We start from the raw sequence: 16415 nt of genomic DNA on the forward strand, positions 1-16415 counted from the left end.
GAACCCCGAGAGGGTGTGCCGGGAATCGCCGTCGCGTACGTCTATACCCCGGCGCCGCCCCCGCCAACGGTTGCGACCATCGCGGTGACTCCAGACGACGGAATCGCCGCCGAGTAGTCGGGTGAGCTCGCGTACGGCCACCGTCTGCCGGGGTGGCTCGGGTGGCCGTACGCAGTTGGCGGCGTGGCTCACCGCGCCGGGCTCAGGTGTGCCCGGCCGAACAGCAGGGCGTAGCCCGGGGGCAGGTGGTTGAGGATGCGGGTCAGGAGGTTGTCGTCGATCTGGTCGGCCAGGACGCTGAGGACCGAGCTGACGTCCCAGCGGGCGGTCGCCGGGGTGGCTCCCTCGATGCGGGCCGCGACCGAGTCGACGAACTCGGACGCCGTCAGGGGGCGGGTCGCGGGGATCTGCGAGGCGACGACCCGGGCCGCCTCTCGGGGAAGGACGCGGGCCAGTTCGACCCGCTCGTCACCGATCACGTGACCGCCGAGGGCCGACAGCACGATACGGGTGACGCGTTCGGCCTCCGCCAGCGTCGGGTACTGGCCGGCGTCCCGCACCGCCTCGGTCAGTTGTCGCCACTGGTCCGCGTCGGCGTCGTGCCGCTCGGACGGCCGGGGCCGGGGCATGGTCAGGGGGGTCGTCAGCACGTTCGTCGGCGTCCGTCCGCTCATGCTCACGCTCTCGCTGGCGACGGCCGTGGCAGTCGCGTCGGCACTCGGCGTCCTCGGCATGCCGGGCACCGTCACTCGGGGCAGCGTCACACTCGGCACCGTCGTCGCGCTCATCGTGCGGGGTCCTCCTCCGGGTCCGCCCGCCGGGGACAAGGGGGCGGGCATGGGTGACGGCGTCCCGCGAGCGGGGTACGGACTCGCGGGACGCTTCTCCTGGGATGCGATGGGCCTGTCGGCCCCCGGCCGGTCAGCCGGCTCGGCGGCTGCGGTCGGTGCTCCGCCGGTCGGCGGCCGGCTCAGCCGCCGATCTGCCTGCGTTCGCTGCCGCCGGCGATCTGGATCTTCCGCGGCTTCGCCTGCTCGGCCACCGGGATGCGCAGCGTGAGGACGCCGGCCTCGTAGGAGGCGTCGATGCGCTCGGTGTCGAGGGTGTCGCCGAGGAAGAGCTGACGGGTGAACGTGCCCGTCGGGCGTTCGGCGACGAGCAGTTCCGCGCCCTCGGGGGCGGGGGACTTGCGCTCGGCACGGACGTTCAGGACGTTCCGTTCGACGTCGAGATCGATGGTCTCGGGGTCCACGCCCGGCAGGTCGAAGTGGACGATGAAGTCGTCACCGGCGCGGTAGGCGTCCATGCCCATGGTTCCCGGGCGGGCCCCGCCGAAGACCTGCTGCGTGAGGCGGTCGAGTTCGCGGAACGGGTCGGAGCGCATGAGCATCACAGGTCACTCCTTTCGCCAGATGGTGCTGTGCGATGCCCTACGTCTTCTTATATAGCCCGGTGGATGAAACTTGACAAGCTCCGGCTCAGGTTTGGGTGTTCGTAGTGGTCAACGTCGTGGATGCGGCGCCCGGGAGGGCCGGATGGCCGCGGTCGTGGTGACGCGGCGGCCCCGCCCCCGTCACTCGCCGGGGGCGGGGCCGCGGCAGGTTGTACCGCAGGGGCCGGGCAGCGTCAGCCGAACATGCCCGGCTCGTAGTCGCCCGCCGGCTGCCGGACGATGACGTTCGCGCGGTTGTAGGCGTTGATGAGGGCGATCAGGCCGACCAGGGCGCCCAGCTGCTCCTCGTCGTAGTGCTTCGCGGCGTTCTCCCAGGCCTCGTCGGTGACTCCGCCGGCGGCGTCGGCGATGCGGGTGCCCTGTTCGGCCAGCTCCAGGGCGGCGCGCTCGGCGTCGGTGAAGACCGTCGCCTCCCGCCAGACCGCGACCAGGTGAAGGCGCTGCGCCGTCTCGCCGGCGTGCGCCGCGTCCTTGGTGTGCATGTCGGTGCAGAAGCCGCAGCCGTTGATCTGACTGGCGCGGATCTTCACCAGTTCCTGCGTCGCCGCCGGGAGCGCCGACTCCGACAGGATCTTGCCGACGGCGTTGAGGTGCCGGATCGTCCTGGGCAGGACGGGGTTCTCCAACAGGTTGAGGCGGGCTTCCATCGCGGTCTCCTTGCCTGCTCTGCTGCGACCCGTTCGGGTCTGCTTCGCGCTTGCACGAGTACGACGGAGCGGAGCCGTGCGGTGTGACACCGCCGGCGGGGTGACCGCTGTGAGCCGCGTCTCATCCGGCGGGCGGCTCGGCGCCCCGCCGAGAGGCTCGATGGCCCGGCGACAGGCTCGATGGCCCGGCGGGTGGCTCGATGGCCCGGCGGATGGCTCGGTGGACCACTGGATCGGCGCCCCTACGGCCGGGCGGCCGGGGAGTCGCCGGCGTCGGCCGGGCAGCCGTCCACAGGGGTGGTCGGGTGACCGGTTGGCCGGGTGTCCGGGTGGTCGTCCGGAGCACGGGAGGGGCGGTCGCCCGGTGGGCGGGGGAGGCGGGTTAGCCTCGCTTTGTTCTGACGTATGGACGTGTGGGAGGCAGTGATGGCCAGGGTTCCTGCGGCTGTGGTCGCGGCGAGCGGGCTCGTCGGCGGGTACGGGGTCGCCCGGTGGACGAAGAAGAGGCAGCTGGGCGGGGCCGTGCTGGCCGTCGCCGGGGCCGCGGCCGCGCAGCAGTGGCGGCAGCGCGCGGGCGGCAAGGCGGCGGGCGCGCTCACGGCCGCCTACGTCGCCGCCTTCGCCGGGTCGCACCCGCTGGCCAAGAAGGTCGGCGCCTGGCCGTCCGTCCTCGGTGTGGCCGGCGCCGTCGCCCTGGCCTCCTGGGCCGTCGCCGACCGGCGGGGCTGACGCCCACCGCGCCCACCGCGCCGGGCCCCTCCCCCCGCCCACGCCGGCCCACCCGGCAAACGACCGCCCACCGGCCCGCCCGGCGGCGACCGAAGGCGGCACCTGCCGAGCGCGCCACAGCCACACGGCCGCACGGCGCAGAGCCACACAGGCCGCACGGCACACGGCGCACGGCCGCACGGCACACGGCCGCACGGGCACCGTCGCCGACCCGGACACGGCAATGGGGCCGACCCTCCCCGGTCGGCCCCACTCCCTGCCCGGCGACCCTCAGCCTCGTGCGAGCCTCGGCCCCCGGCCGCCCTCACCCCGTGCTCGTCGAGGCGGGCACACGCCTCCGCGCCATCCGAGGTTCAGCCGGACTACGCCGCCCCCGTGCCGCTCCCCGCCGGGGCGGCCTGCGCCGGCACCGCCGTCAGCGGCTTGGCGATGTCCTCCAGCGAGCGCCGCTCCGCGCGGACCGCGAGGGCCGCCGCGACCAGGCCGGCCGCGCACATCAGCCCCGCGCCGATCTGGAAGGCGAGGACCGTGTCGCCGACCCTGCCGGTGCCCGTGAGGTCGGCGAACAGCAGCGGGCCGCTGATGCCGCCGGCCGCGGTGCCGAGGGCGTAGAAGAAGGCGATCGACATCGCCCGCGTCTCCATCGGGAAGATCTCGGAGACCGTCAGGTAGGCGCTGGAGGCGCCGGCGGAGGCGAAGAACAGCACCGCGCACCAGCACGCGGTCAGCGTCCCGGCGCTCAGCGAGCCCCGGTCGAACAGCCAGGCGGTGCCGAACAGCAGCAGGCCGGACAGCAGGTACGTGGAGGAGATCATCACCCGGCGGCCGACCGTGTCGAACAGCTTGCCGAGCAGCAGCGGGCCCATGAAGTTGCCGACCGCGATGACGGCGAAGTAGTAGCCGGTGTGGTCGGCGGGGATGTCGTAGAACTTCGTCAGGATCGCGCCGAAGCCGAAGGTGATCGCGTTGTAGAGGAAGGCCTGGCCGATGAAGAGGGAGAAGCCGAGGACGGCCCGCTTGCGGTAGTCGGAGAACACCGTGCGGGCGATCTCCAGGAAGCCGACGCTCTGGCGCTGGTGGATGGTGAGCTCGCCGTGCGGCTGGGGCAGCGGCTCGCCCCGCTCGCGCTCGACCTCCCGCTCGATGGCGGACACCACCTCCTCGGCCTCCTGCTCCCTGCCGTGGATCAGCAGCCAGCGCGGGCTCTCCGGGACGTGGCGCCGTACGAGCAGGATGACCAGGGCGAGGACGGCGCCCAGCGCGAAGGTCAGCCGCCAGCCCACGTTCGCGGCCAGCAGGTCGGTGTTGAGGGCGGGGATGGACAGCAGGGAGCCGAAGACCGCGCCCACCCAGAAGCTGCCGTTGATCATCAGATCGACGCGCCCGCGGTAGTTCGCCGGGATGAGCTCGTCGATCGCGGAGTTGATGGCCGCGTACTCGCCGCCGATGCCGAAGCCGGTGAGGAAGCGGAAGAGGAAGAACCACCAGGCGTCGAAGGAGATCGCGGTCAGGGCGGTGGCCGCGAGGTACACGGCCAGGGTGATCATGAACAGTTTCTTGCGGCCGAAGCGGTCGGTCATCCGGCCCCAGAACAGGGCGCCGACGCAGGCTCCGGCCACGTACAGCGCGGCCGCGAGGCCGGTGACCTGGCTGGAGGTGATCGACAGACCGCTGCCGGACTCCGACAGACGGCCCGCGATGTTGCCGACGACCGTGACTTCGAGGCCGTCGAGGATCCACACGGTGCCGAGACCGATGACGATCGTCCAGTGCCAGCGCGCCCAGGGCAGGCGGTCGAGTCTGGCGGGGATGTTCGTGGTCACGGTGCGGCCGGCCTCGGCCTGTGCGGTGGTCATGGGCTCCCTCCTCAGCGAGCAGATCGCTGACCGGGTGCCCGCTACCCGAGCCCCTTACGCCCTGTCGGGCCCGCGCCGGGACGGCCCCGGCGCCCCGGGCGCGAGCCCTACGCGCCGAGGACCCGCGACACCGTGTAGATCAGCAGGCCCGCCAGGGAGCCCACGACCGTGCCGTTGATGCGGATGAACTGCAGGTCGCGGCCGATGTGCGCCTCGATCTTGCGGGTGGTGTGCTCGGCGTCCCAGCCCGCCACCGTGTCGGTGATCAGGGAGGTGATCTCCTTGCGGTACGTCGTCACCACGTACACCGCCGCGCCCTCGACCCAGCCGTCGACCTTGCCCTGCGCCTTGGCGTCGACGGCCATCCGGGCACCCAGCGACAGCAGGGAGGCCCGTACCCGCAGCCGCAGCTCGCTGCGCTCGTCCTCCGCCGCGGAGACGATCATGGCCCGGACGGCGCCCCAGGCGGAGGCGATCAGGTCCTGCACCTCGCCGCGGCCCAGCACCTCGTCCTTGAGGCGCTCCACCCGCGCCCGGGTGTCGGTGTCGGACTGCAGGTCGGAGGCGAAGTCGGTGAGGAACCGGTCGAGGGCGCCGCGCGCCGGGTGGGAGGGCATGTCCCGCATCTCGGTGACGAAGCGCAGCAGCTCCCTGTAGACCCGCTCGCCGACCTTCCTGTCGACGAACTTCGGCGTCCAGCCGGGCGCGCCGCCCTGCACGGCGTCCATGACGGAGTCGCCGTGCCACACCAGCCAGTCGTGCGCCCGGGAGACGACCAGGTCGACGGCGCGCCGGTGCCCGCCGTCGGCGACGATCTGCTCCAGCATCTTGCCGAGGCCGGGCCCGATCTCCTTGGCGTTCGCCCGCCGGGTGATGGCCTCGCCGACGACGGCCTGGACGTCGGAGTCCCGCAGGACGGTCAGGGCGCCGCGCAGGGCCGTGGCCAGTTCCGCCGTCACCCGGTCGGCGTGCTCGGGCTGGGCCAGCCAGGCGCCGAGGCGGCTGGCGATGCCGACGGCGCGCAGCCGCTGCCGTACGACGTCCTCGGAGAGGAAGTTCTCGCCGACGAACTCGCCCAGGGACACACCGAGCTGGTCCTTCTTGGTGGGGATGATCGCGGTGTGCGGGATGGGCAGGCCGAGGGGGTGGCGGAAGAGGGCGGTGACCGCGAACCAGTCGGCGAGCGCGCCGACCATGCCGGCCTCGGCGCCCGCGGCGACGTAGCCCGCCCAGGGGCCCGCGCCCTCGTTCTCCGCCCACTTGGCGAGGGCGTAGACGACGGCCACGAACAGCAGCATCCCGGTCGCGAACAGCTTCATGCGGCGCACGCCGCGCTGCCGCTCCTCGTCGGCGGGGCTGAACACGGTCATCGCGCGCTGGGATCCCCGGGCCGGCGGGCGGGCGCCGGCGGCCGCGGGACCCGCCTGCGCCCCGGCCGCCGCGGATGGCGCGCCGGACCGGGCCGGCGCGTCCGGACCCGCCGGAGACCCGGCATCCGCCGGCGCGGCGGACCCCGCCGGCCTGCCAGAGCCGTCGGCGCCCGCGGCGCGTGCCCGCGCCACGGACCCGTCGGAGTCCACGAACCTGTCGGTGCCCGCTGCGGCACCGGAGCCCGCCGGGCCGCCCGGCCTCACCGGGCCGCCGGTGCCCACGGCCCCGTGCCCTGCGCCCTCCGGGCCCTCCCCGCCCGTCGCCGGGCCGGTCTTCGCTTCCGGTGTTGTCCGATCCATCCGCTCCACCCGTTCGGTGATCCCGCACACAATTGTCCCCTCCTGACCGACTCCCGGAACGAAACGAAGGTTCCCGGCGTCTACTTCGCCGGGGGGAGCCGGGCAGGGTCCTGACGCGTCCTCCCGAGCCATGCCCAGCAGCGTGCGCTCACCGGATCGGAGCCCAGGGGCTCCCTTCGCCTAGGAGAACGACACCCGCATGACCAAGCGTCATGGTTATGCCCTGCTGACCGCGATCGTCGCGCTGATCGTGGTCCTTTCCACCGTCCTGTACGTCTCGGTCTCCTCCGGCGACGGCAGGCCCGCCGGCCCCGTCACCGCCGGCCGCGCACCGCACAACCCCGCCGCCCCCGCCTCCGCCGGCACCTGGGTCGGCACCTGGTCGACCGCCCCGTCGGGGGCGGAGCCCGGCACCGGGGCCGCCGGCCTGGCGGGCCGCTCGGTGCGCAACGTGGTGCACGCGAGCGTCGGGGGTACGAGTGCCCGCGTCACGCTGTCCAATCTCTACGGCCGGTCGCCGCTGACCGTCGCGCACGCGTCGGTCGCGGTCGCCGCCGGCGACGGCACCGCGGCCGCCGTCCCGGGGACGATGAGGCGGCTGACCTTCGCCGGCCTCCCCTCCGTCGTCATCCCGGCCGGCGAACAGGTGATGAGCGACGCGGCGCCGGTGCCCGTGCCGCAGGACGGCGACGTCCTGATCACCCTCTACTCGCCCACCCCGTCCGGGCCGGTCACCTACCACCGTCACGCGCGCCAGACCTCCTACGTCGCCGACGGCGACGCCGCCGAGAACGTGACGGGTGCCCCGTACACGGGCCGCACACAGGTCTGGCGGTACGTGACCGCGCTGGACGTGCTCAGCGACGCCGCGGACGGCACCGTCGTCGTCCTCGGCGACTCGATCACCGACGGCATCACCTCCACGGCGGACGCCGACCACCGGTGGACGGACGTCCTGTCGGACCGGCTGCGGGCCGCCGTCGCCTCCGGCGCGGACGTGCCCCGCTACAGCGTCGTCAACGAGGGCATCAGCGGCAACCAGGTGCTGGCGAGCGGGCCCGGCCGTCCCGCCGACAACGCGAGCGGGCTCAGCCGCTTCCGGCGCGACGTGCTGGAGCGGACCGACGTGAAGGTCGTCGTCGTCGCCCTCGGGGTCAACGACATCCTGCGCAATCCGCGGCTCGCCGACCCGGAGCGGATCACCGGGGGACTGCGCGCGCTGGTGCGGCAGGCGCACGGGCGCGGGCTGAAGGTCGTCGGTGCGACGCTCATGCCGTTCCAGGGGCACCGGGGCTACACCGACGCGCGCGAGGCCGTGCGGCAGCGGGTGAACGCGCGGATCAGGGCCGGCGGCGTCTTCGACGCGGTCGTCGACTTCGACGAGGCGCTGCGCGACCCCTACGCCCCGCGCCGGCTGCGGGCGGAGTACGACAGCGGCGACCACCTGCACCCGAGCGACCTGGGCTACCGCCGGATGGCGCTGGCGTTCGACCTGGACGACCTCGAGGGCGCCGGGCAGGCGCGGCTGTAGCTGCTGCGGGGTGCCGCCCCGCGGGGCGGGGGGCGGGTGCCCGCCGTTCGGGCGACCTCGCGGAGGGGACCCGTGCCGGCGCCCGCGGCCGGCTGTCCCGGAGGACATTCGACCCGCCACTCCCCCGACGGACCGGCGCAACGCCCTGGTGGCCGATGCGGCCGCGCTGGTGGCGTCGGCGCTCACCTGACACCCCGAGGCATTGGGCGCCCGCCCCGGTGTCCGGCGGGGAGCGGGCGCCGCCCGAAAGGTCCTACGACGCCGGGCCGTTGCCGTCCCGGCGCCGCTCCCGGTCCTCCCACCGCTCCTCGCGGCGCGCTGCGTGCAGCTGGTGCCGTTCCGACCGGCGCTCCAGCCTCTCCCGGCGCCGCTCGTCCTTCAGCCGGGCCCGCTCCTCCTTCTGCCGGAGCCGTTCCGCCTTCGTGAGCTTGCGCTCGACGCCGACACCGCCCCAGAACGCGAACCCGGTGACGATCACGCGGGGCGCGCCCGGCTCCCCCGGGACGCCCTCCTCACGGTGGTCGAAGCCGCCCATGACGCCGATGCCGCGCACGACGACCTCGACCCCCGGCTCCACGATCACCTGCACACCGCCCATGATCGCCACGCACTCGATCTCGACCTCGCGGTCCGCGAAGTACGCCTCGCGCAGGTCGATCTCGCCGCCGCCCCAGAACACGAACGAGCGGAACCGCTTCGGCGCCGTCCAGCGCCCCTTGCGCTGGAACCCGGACATGACGGCGACGGCCCACGCCGACGAGCCGTCCCCGCCGACGACCCGCTCCGCCCAACTGCCGCTCCCGGCAGGATCCTTGTGCAGCGACACCGCCGGGACCGCGGCGCCGGAGGCCGGCAGGTCCCCGGTCAGCGGTGCGAGCTCCGCGTACGTCCGCGCCCGGTACGCCGCCTCCAGCCGCTCCTCGAACTCCGCCATGTCCAGCCGCCCCTCCGCCAGGGCGTCCCGGAGGATGTCGGCGACCCGGTCACGATCGGCGTCTGAGGCACGCAGCTGGGGCGCATCGTCGGTCATGCGCAGCAGCCTACGAAATCCCGCGCCAGGGGGGCACCCCCCTGAAGCACGGCGAGACGGCCGGGGAACGCCTCGCGCCGTCGCACGGAACGCCCGCGCACGCTCACGTCCGCCCGCGCCCACCCGCTCCGCGGGCGGGCCTCGCCCGGCCCCACACCGCACGGCACCCCGCGCCGGCGCCGGCACCCCGCACCGCACGGCACCCCGCGCCGGCGCCGGCCCGCCGCGCGTCATCGGGCCGGCCCCAGGGGGCTGCCCGGTGGATGCAGCCGGACGGCACACCTAGGAGACCGCCCGCTGCGCCTCCTCCGACGGGCCGTCACCGGCCGGTGTCCCCCGTCCGGGCGAGTGCAGCATCTTCGCGATCACCGCCTCGATGTCCGGCTCCCGCACCGACAGGTCCACCAGCGGGTACTCCGCGGCGATCCGCGCCACCAGCGGGGCGGCCGACTGCGCCGCCGGGAAGGCCAGCCACTGCCGCGGCCCCTCCACCCGCACCACCCGCGCGGGCGGCACCTCGATCGGCGGTACCTCGCGCTCCAGGTCCACCACGAGCGTCCGCTCGCTCTCCCCGGCGTCGTGCAGCCCGGCGAGCGGGCCGTCGTACATCAGGCGGCCGTGGTCGATGACCATCACCCGTGAGCACAACTGCTCGATGTCCTGGAGGTCGTGCGTGGTGAGCAGCACGGTCGTGCCGCGCTCGGCGTTCAGGTCCCGCAGGAACTCCCGGACCCTGGCCTTGGAGACGATGTCGAGGCCGATGGTCGGCTCGTCGAGGTAGAGCACCTCGGGGTCGTGCAGCAGGGCCGCCGCGATGTCGCCGCGCATGCGCTGTCCCAGCGACAGCTGCCGCACCGGCACGTCCAGCAGGGAGCCCAGTTCGAGGAGTTCGACGCAGCGGTCGAGGTTCTCGCGGTAACGGCCGTCCGGGATGCGGTACATGCGGTGCGCCAGCCGGTAGGAGTCGATCAGCGGCAGGTCCCACCACAGCGTGGTGCGCTGGCCGAACACCACCCCGATGCGGTGCGCCAGCCGCGTCCGCTGACGGGAGGGGTCGATGCCGGCCACCCGCAGCCGTCCGCCGCTCGGGGTGAGGATGCCGGTCAGCATCTTCACCGTCGTCGACTTGCCCGCGCCGTTGGGGCCGATGTAGCCGACCATCTCGCCGCGCGCGACGGTGAAGGAGATCCCGTCGACGGCCCGCACCTGGCGCCGCTCGCTCCTGAGCAGGCCGGTCCGCCTGCGCACGTCGAAGACCTTCTCGACCCGGTCCAGTTCGATGAAGTGACCGTCCACCCCGCCGGAACCGCCCGCACCGCCGGAACCGCCCACCCCGCCGGTGCCACCCGCACCGCCCACGCCGTTGCCACCGCCCACGCCGTTGCCGCCGTTCACACCGTCGCCGCCGTTCATGCCGTCCCCGTCTCCCACGCCGCCCGTCATGTCCCGGCGCGCGTCCCGGCCGCCACCGCCGCCGCCCGGCGCACCGCCCTCGCGTCCCGCCGTCCCTGCCACCCCGGTCCGCTAACTCCCCGTGCTCCGGTACGACCGCAGCCCCGCCCGCCAGGCCAGCCCCGCCAGCGCGCAGCACCCCACCGCCACCAGCGGCGGCGCGAACGCCGCCCACTCCGGCAGGCCCAGCGGATACGGCCGCCCCAGCACGTACGCCGCCGGCACCCAGTTGACGAACGCCAGCGGCAGCACGAAGGTCACCCCACGCACCATCTCCTTGCCGAACACCGTCGGCGGGTACTGCAGCAGCGTCGTGCCGCCGTACGTGAACGCGTTCTGCACCTCGGAGGCGTCCTGCGCGACGAACTGGAACGCCGCGCCCGCCACGAACACCGCGCAGAAGATCCCGCAGCCGCACAGCAGCATCACCGGCATCAGCAGCACCTTCACCGGCGTCCAGTGCAGGTCCAGCACGGACACCGCGTAGCCGAGCACCAGCAGGCCCTGCGTGACCCGGCCCAGCCGGCGCAGCGCGAAACGGTCCGCCGCGGCCTGCGCGAGCACCGGCGCCGGCCGCACCAGCAGCGTGTCGAGCGTGCCGTCGCGCACCCGCCGCCCCAGCCGCTCCATCGACCCGATCGCCAGGTCCGCCAGCCCGAACGACGCACTGGACAGCCCGTACAGGAACGCGACCTCCGCCAGCGTGTACCCGCCGAGCGCGTCCACGCGGGAGAACATCAGCAGGATCGCCACGAAGTCCAGCGCGGTCGCGGCGAAGTTCCCGACCGTCGTCATCACGAACGACGCCCGGTACGCCATCGTGGAGCGGATCCACATCCCGGCGATCAGGCCGTACACCCGCAGCCCCGCCGCCGTCCGGGCACCCCACCCGGCCCCCGCGAACCCGCCGCCCGGCCCCGGCGCCCCCGCGCCGCCCGCGAACCCGCCGCCCGGCCCCGGCCCGGTGGTCTCAGCCACCCTGCACCACCACCCGCCGCGTCGCCACCGACTGCACCAGCCGCCCCGCCGCCAGCAGCACCACTGCCCACGCCCCCTGGAACACGTAGCAGCCCACCGGATCGGCGTGCCCCAGCAGCACATCGGCCGGGGCCTGCAGCAGCGACGACCACGGCAGCACCCGGACGACCTCGCCCAGCGCCCCCGGGAAGACGTTCAGCGGCAGCAGCATCCCCGAACAGAAGGTGCCCGCCAGCCAGGCCATCTGCGTCACGCCCTGCCCGTCCAGCAGCCAGAACGCGCTCAGCGCCACCAGGTACCTCAGCGCGAAACTCACCAGCATCCCCAGCGCCACCGCCACCAGGAACGCCGCCCACGTCAGCACGTCCGCCGGCAGCGCCACCGGGAACACCAGCGCCCCGAACACGAACGGGACCACCCCTCGCCCCAGCAGCTGGAACACCGACCGGCCCAGATCTGCCGCCAGCCACCACGCCTGGAGATCGGCCGGCCGGTACAGGTCGATCGCGACGTCACCCGTACGAATACGTTCCATCAGATCGCTCTCGACGCCGCTGCCCCCGATCGCGAGCGTCGACAGCAACGCCTGCCCCAGCCACACGTACGTCACGGCCTCCGCCCGGTCGTACCCGCCCAGGTGCGGCCGCACGTCCCACAACGCCAGATAGGTGTACACGAGGATCAGACCGAAGACGGTGTTCGTGAACACCCCGGCCGCCGTGGCGGCCCGATACGTCGCGTACCGTCTGAATCCCCCCGCCGCAACGGCCGCGTACAACCGCCCAGCGCCCACGTCGACCGTCCTTCCGGAGCACGACACCGAAGCGCAGGAGCCTAGTGTGCGGGCGACGCGGCGTGCCACGGGATTTCCGGCCCGGACACCCGCGTGCGGCCGGGAACGGAACACGGGGTACGAGAGTCTTCATCATGGGCGCACACAGGCGCTCGAGGCGCACGAGGCGTACGGCGACGTACGACGCGAAACACAGGAGTCCTTGTACGACATGAGCGACGAGCCGCAGCAGCCGAACCAGGGCGGGACGCCCGAAGAGCCACTGGCGGCGCCCGGGGCGGAGGGCGCCACGGCCGGACGGCCGCGCCGCACCGGCTGGCGCCGCGTCATCCCCACCTGGCGCATGGTGCTCGGCGGCGTCGTCACCGTCGTCCTGCTGGTCGTCGGAGCCTTCTTCCTCGGCTACTCCCTGGTCGAGATCCCGCCCGCCAACGCCCTCGCCACCAAGCAGAGCAACGTCTACCTCTACGCCGACGGCTCCGAGATCGCCCGCGACGGCGAGATCAACCGGGAGAACGTCGGCCTCTCGCAGATCTCCAAGGACGCCCAGCACGCCGTCCTCGCCGCCGAGGACCGCGACTTCTACACCGAGTCCGCCGTCGACCCCAAGGCGATGGTGCGCGCCGGCTGGAACACCGCCACCGGCAAGGGCAAGCAGTCCGGCTCCACCATCACCCAGCAGTACGTGAAGAACTACTACCTCGGCCAGGAACAGACCGTCACCCGCAAGGTGAAGGAGTTCTTCATCGCGATCAAGCTGGACCGCAGCCAGTCCAAGGACCAGATCCTCTCCGGCTACCTCAACACCAGCTACTTCGGCCGCAACGCCTACGGCATCCAGGCCGCCGCCCAGGCCTACTACGGCGTCAAGGCCAGAGACCTCGACCCCGCCCGCGCCGCCTACCTCGCCGCCCTCGTCAACGCGCCCAGCGAGTACGACGTCGTCGTCCACCCGGAGAACAAGGCCGCCGCGCTGGCCCGCTGGAACTACGTCCTCGACGGCATGGTCGCGAAGGGCTGGCTCGACCCGTCGAAGCGGGCCGGCATGACCTTCCCCGCGCCGAAGGACGCCACCGTCCCCCTCAGCATGTCCGGCCAGCGCGGCTACCTCGTCGTCGCGATCAGGGACTACCTGGCCAAGAACAAGATCCTCGACGACGAGGCGCTGGACGCGGGCGGCTACCGCATCACCACCACCCTGCAGAAGAAGAAGCAGAACGCCTTCGTCGACGCCGTGAACGACCGGCTGATGTCCAAGCTGGACAAGGACGGCCGCAAGGTCGACACCTACGTCCGCGCCGGCGGCGCCGCCGTCGACCCCAGGACCGGCAAGGTCGTCGCCATGTACGGCGGCGTCGACTACGTCAAGCAGTACACCAACAACGCCACCCGCCGGGACTTCCAGGTCGGCTCCACCTTCAAGCCGTTCGTGTTCACCGCCGCCGTCGAACACGGCTCCAGCACGCAGGACGGCCGCCCCATCACCCCCAACACCTACTACGACGGCACCAACGCGCGCCCCGTCCAGGGCTGGGACGGCGGCCACTACGCCCCCGAGAACGAGGACCAGGTCTCCTACGGCGACGTCACCGTCCGCGAGGCCACCGACAAGTCCGTCAACTCCGTGTACGCGCAGATGGCCGTCGACGTCGGCTCCGACAAGGTCAAGCAGACCGCCGTCAGCCTCGGCCTCCCCGCCGACACACCCGACCTGACCGCCTCCCCGTCCATCGCCCTCGGCCCGGCCAACGCCAGCGTGCTCGACATGGCCGAGGCGTACGCGACCCTCGCCAACCACGGCAAGCGCGCCCCCTACACGCTGATCGAGAAGATCACCAAGGGCAACGCCCACACGGTCGCCCTGCCCGCGCGGACCACCACCCGGGCCGTCAGCCGCCAGGCCGCCGACACCACCACCGCCGTCCTGCGCAGCGTCGTCCAGAACGGCACCGCCACCGCCGCCCAGGGCGCCGGCCGCCCCGCCGCCGGCAAGACCGGTACCGCCGAGGACGACAAGGCGGCCTGGTTCGCCGGCTACACGCCCGACCTCGCCACCGTCGTCGCCGTCATGGGCCAGGACCCCGTCACCGCCGCCCACAAGTCGCTCTACGGCGCGACGGGCCTGCCCCGCATCAACGGCGGCGGAGCACCCGCGGAGATCTGGGCCCAGTTCACGAGGAACGCCCTCAAGAACACCCCCGTCCACGACTTCGACCTGCGCCTGCAGAGCGGCGCCGACGTGCTCCAGCCGCCGCCCGGCGGCGCCGCCTCGCAGTCCCCCGGCACCGGCGGCCAGGACGACGACGGCGCCACCGGCGGCCCGGACACCGAGGGCCGGGACCAGGGGCGGACGGGCGGCACCGGCGGCCCCACGGGAGACCCCACCGGCGACGCCACCGGCGGCACCCCCGGCACCGGCGCCGGCGGCACGACCGGCGGCACGCCCACCACCGGCGGAGACACCACCTCCGGCCCCGGCGGGGACAGCACGGGCGGCACGACCGGCGACCCCGTCGGCACCACGACCGGCGACAGCGGCACGGCGACGACCGGGAGCGGACCGAACGTCTACCCCCGCCGAACGTGACGGCCGCCGCCCGCGGCTGACAGCAGCCGCCCGCGGCGACAGCAGCAGAAAAAGGGGCTGGTGACCACAGGGTCACCAGCCCCTTTCGCATACGGCCGCCACGGGGCCGTCCGGACGGACCGCACACCATCCGCGCCGGGCCCCGGGCCTCGGCGGGACGGGCACGGCGGCCGCACGGGCCGGTCCCGATCCACGGCGGCCCGGGACCGGACGATCCGGAGCGGACCCTCCGGACCGGGGGCCTTGGCAGGCCCTCTACAGGTACAGCCCGGTGGAGTCCTCCGACTCCTCGAACCGGTCCGCGGCCACGGCGTGCAGATCCCGCTCACGCATCAGCACGTAGGGAGTGCCCCGCACCTCCACCTCGGCACGGTCCTCCGGGTCGAACAGCACCCGGTCGCCCGGCTCCACGGTCCGTACGTTCTGACCCACCGCGACCACCTCGGCCCAGGCCAGCCGGCGTCCCACCGCCGCCGTGGCGGGAATCAGGATGCCGCCGCCCGAACGCCGCTCGCCCTCGCCGGTCTCCTGCCGGACCAGAACACGGTCGTGCAGCATCCGGATGGGCAGCTTGTCGTGATGGGTGCTGTGCTCGTTTCTCTTGGCGCTCACGCCTCGAACCTACCTGCCTTCAGCCCCCGCGCACGCGGGTGGGTCACCCTGCTCAGTCCCGGCGCCGCCGCACGCTCAGCGCCAGCAGCCCGACCAGCCCCACGGCGACCAGCGCGACCGGCACGACCCGCTCCAGGCGCGGCGCCCCGTCCTCGTCCACGAACTGCGCGCGCACCTCGCTCACCACCCGGTTGACCTGCACGTACGCACGGCCGACCGTGTGGTCGACATGGGAGGCGACCTTCGCCTTCGCGTCCCCGACGATCGTCTTCGGGTGCACCCGCGCCCCGATCTCGTCGAGCGTCTCGGCCAGCACCTCACGGCGGCGCTTGATGTCCGCCTCGATCTGCGCCGGGGTCCTGGAGTCCGCCGTGTCCGCCACCGTACCGCCTCCGATGTCCACTGATGCCTGTTCGGAACAGTCTGTCAGCTCCGCGTCCGACCGCACTGTCGGCACCCCCGGTTACCCTCGGAGCGGCACGGTAATGACTTGACGCACGCACGAGGAGACCACCCCGATGACCGAGCGACTCCAGCCCGGGGACACGGCCCCCGACTTCACCCTGCCCGACGCCGACGGCAACGAGGTCTCGCTGGCCGGTCACAAGGGCCGCAAGGTCATCGTCTACTTCTACCCGGCGGCCCTGACGCCCGGCTGCACCAAGCAGGCCTGCGACTTCACCGACAACCTCGACGTGCTGGCCGGCGCCGGCTACGACGTGATCGGCATCTCCCCCGACAAGCCGGAGAAGCTGGCGAAGTTCCGCGACAAGGAGTCCCTGAAGGTCACGCTCCTCGCCGACCCGGACAAGCGGGTCCTGGAGGCCTACGGCGCCTTCGGCGAGAAGAAGCTGTACGGCAAGACGGTCGTCGGCGTCATCCGCTCCACGGTGATCGTCGACGAGGACGGCAAGGTCGAGCGGGCCCTGTACAACGTCAAGGCCACGGGCCACGTCGCCAAGATCATCAAGGACCTTGGCGTCTGAGCGCCCCGCCCCCGCAGAGCCCCACCCCCGA

At 73.4% G+C, this 16415-nt stretch carries 15 protein-coding genes; 4 read left to right on the forward strand and 11 right to left on the reverse strand.

Annotated elements, in window-relative coordinates:
• Window positions 1–188: 188 nt before the first annotated feature.
• The 3 genes from ABZ920_RS04720 to ABZ920_RS04730 all read right to left on the reverse strand — a co-directional run bounded on the left by ABZ920_RS04720 (window position 189) and on the right by ABZ920_RS04730 (window position 2100).
• Window positions 189–629 (reverse strand): DUF2267 domain-containing protein, encoded by a 441-nt coding sequence (locus tag ABZ920_RS04720; protein ID WP_361498905.1) that lies wholly within the window; start codon window positions 627–629, stop codon window positions 189–191.
• Window positions 630–970: 341 nt separating this feature from the next.
• Window positions 971–1390 (reverse strand): Hsp20/alpha crystallin family protein, encoded by a 420-nt coding sequence (locus tag ABZ920_RS04725; protein WP_361498764.1) that lies wholly within the window; start codon window positions 1388–1390, stop codon window positions 971–973.
• 236 nt (window positions 1391–1626) lie between these two features.
• Window positions 1627–2100 carry a carboxymuconolactone decarboxylase family protein gene (locus tag ABZ920_RS04730; protein ID WP_361498766.1) on the reverse strand — a complete coding sequence of 158 codons (474 nt, stop codon included), beginning with the start codon at window positions 2098–2100 and terminating at the stop codon, window positions 1627–1629.
• Between the two features lie 426 nt (window positions 2101–2526).
• On the opposite strand from ABZ920_RS04730, the gene ABZ920_RS04735 reads away from it, so the two are divergent.
• On the forward strand, window positions 2527–2829 hold the full coding sequence (locus tag ABZ920_RS04735) for a hypothetical protein (protein ID WP_361498767.1): 303 nt from the start codon (window positions 2527–2529) through the stop codon (window positions 2827–2829).
• Between the two features lie 362 nt (window positions 2830–3191).
• Here the strand turns inward: ABZ920_RS04735 and ABZ920_RS04740 are convergent, their stop codons facing one another.
• Both ABZ920_RS04740 and ABZ920_RS04745 read right to left on the reverse strand, forming a co-directional pair.
• Complete coding sequence (locus tag ABZ920_RS04740) at window positions 3192–4685, reverse strand: MFS transporter (RefSeq protein ID WP_361498769.1); 1494 nt, start codon at window positions 4683–4685, stop codon at window positions 3192–3194.
• A 107-nt stretch (window positions 4686–4792) separates the two neighbouring features.
• The gene (locus tag ABZ920_RS04745) at window positions 4793–6055 is read right to left on the reverse strand and encodes a DUF445 domain-containing protein (protein ID WP_361498771.1); all 1263 of its coding nucleotides are present in this window, start codon (window positions 6053–6055) and stop codon (window positions 4793–4795) included.
• A gap of 559 nt (window positions 6056–6614) precedes the next feature.
• Between ABZ920_RS04745 and ABZ920_RS04750 the strand changes: the two genes are divergently transcribed.
• Window positions 6615–7946 (forward strand): SGNH/GDSL hydrolase family protein, encoded by a 1332-nt coding sequence (locus ABZ920_RS04750; RefSeq protein ID WP_361498773.1) that lies wholly within the window; start codon window positions 6615–6617, stop codon window positions 7944–7946.
• A gap of 253 nt (window positions 7947–8199) precedes the next feature.
• On the opposite strand, the gene ABZ920_RS04755 is transcribed toward ABZ920_RS04750, so the two are convergent.
• From ABZ920_RS04755 to ABZ920_RS04770, 4 genes are all read right to left on the reverse strand, one after another.
• Window positions 8200–8976 (reverse strand): DUF1707 domain-containing protein, encoded by a 777-nt coding sequence (locus ABZ920_RS04755; protein ID WP_361498775.1) that lies wholly within the window; start codon window positions 8974–8976, stop codon window positions 8200–8202.
• A gap of 282 nt (window positions 8977–9258) precedes the next feature.
• Entirely contained in the window at window positions 9259–10308 is a 1050-nt protein-coding gene (locus ABZ920_RS04760; protein WP_361498907.1) for an ABC transporter ATP-binding protein, read from the reverse strand.
• A gap of 192 nt (window positions 10309–10500) precedes the next feature.
• Window positions 10501–11265, reverse strand: a complete 765-nt coding sequence (locus tag ABZ920_RS04765) for an ABC transporter permease (protein ID WP_361498909.1) — start codon at window positions 11263–11265, stop codon at window positions 10501–10503.
• Window positions 11266–11398: 133 nt separating this feature from the next.
• Window positions 11399–12199 carry an ABC-2 family transporter protein gene (locus tag ABZ920_RS04770; protein WP_361498777.1) on the reverse strand — a complete coding sequence of 267 codons (801 nt, stop codon included), beginning with the start codon at window positions 12197–12199 and terminating at the stop codon, window positions 11399–11401.
• A 211-nt stretch (window positions 12200–12410) separates the two neighbouring features.
• Between ABZ920_RS04770 and ABZ920_RS04775 the strand changes: the two genes are divergently transcribed.
• Window positions 12411–14786 (forward strand): transglycosylase domain-containing protein, encoded by a 2376-nt coding sequence (locus tag ABZ920_RS04775; RefSeq protein ID WP_361498779.1) that lies wholly within the window; start codon window positions 12411–12413, stop codon window positions 14784–14786.
• A 255-nt stretch (window positions 14787–15041) separates the two neighbouring features.
• On the opposite strand, the gene ABZ920_RS04780 is transcribed toward ABZ920_RS04775, so the two are convergent.
• Both ABZ920_RS04780 and ABZ920_RS04785 read right to left on the reverse strand, forming a co-directional pair.
• Window positions 15042–15398 (reverse strand): co-chaperone GroES, encoded by a 357-nt coding sequence (locus tag ABZ920_RS04780; RefSeq protein ID WP_361498781.1) that lies wholly within the window; start codon window positions 15396–15398, stop codon window positions 15042–15044.
• A gap of 52 nt (window positions 15399–15450) precedes the next feature.
• Window positions 15451–15780, reverse strand: coding sequence for a DUF3618 domain-containing protein (locus tag ABZ920_RS04785; RefSeq protein ID WP_361498783.1), 330 nt, complete (start codon window positions 15778–15780; stop codon window positions 15451–15453).
• A 136-nt stretch (window positions 15781–15916) separates the two neighbouring features.
• On the opposite strand from ABZ920_RS04785, the gene bcp reads away from it, so the two are divergent.
• The gene (bcp, locus tag ABZ920_RS04790) at window positions 15917–16384 is read left to right on the forward strand and encodes a thioredoxin-dependent thiol peroxidase (RefSeq protein ID WP_361498785.1); all 468 of its coding nucleotides are present in this window, start codon (window positions 15917–15919) and stop codon (window positions 16382–16384) included.
• Window positions 16385–16415 lie beyond the last annotated feature (31 nt).

It is taken from the genome of Streptomyces sp. NPDC046831, assembly GCF_040645305.1.
Taxonomy (GTDB): domain Bacteria; phylum Actinomycetota; class Actinomycetes; order Streptomycetales; family Streptomycetaceae; genus Streptomyces.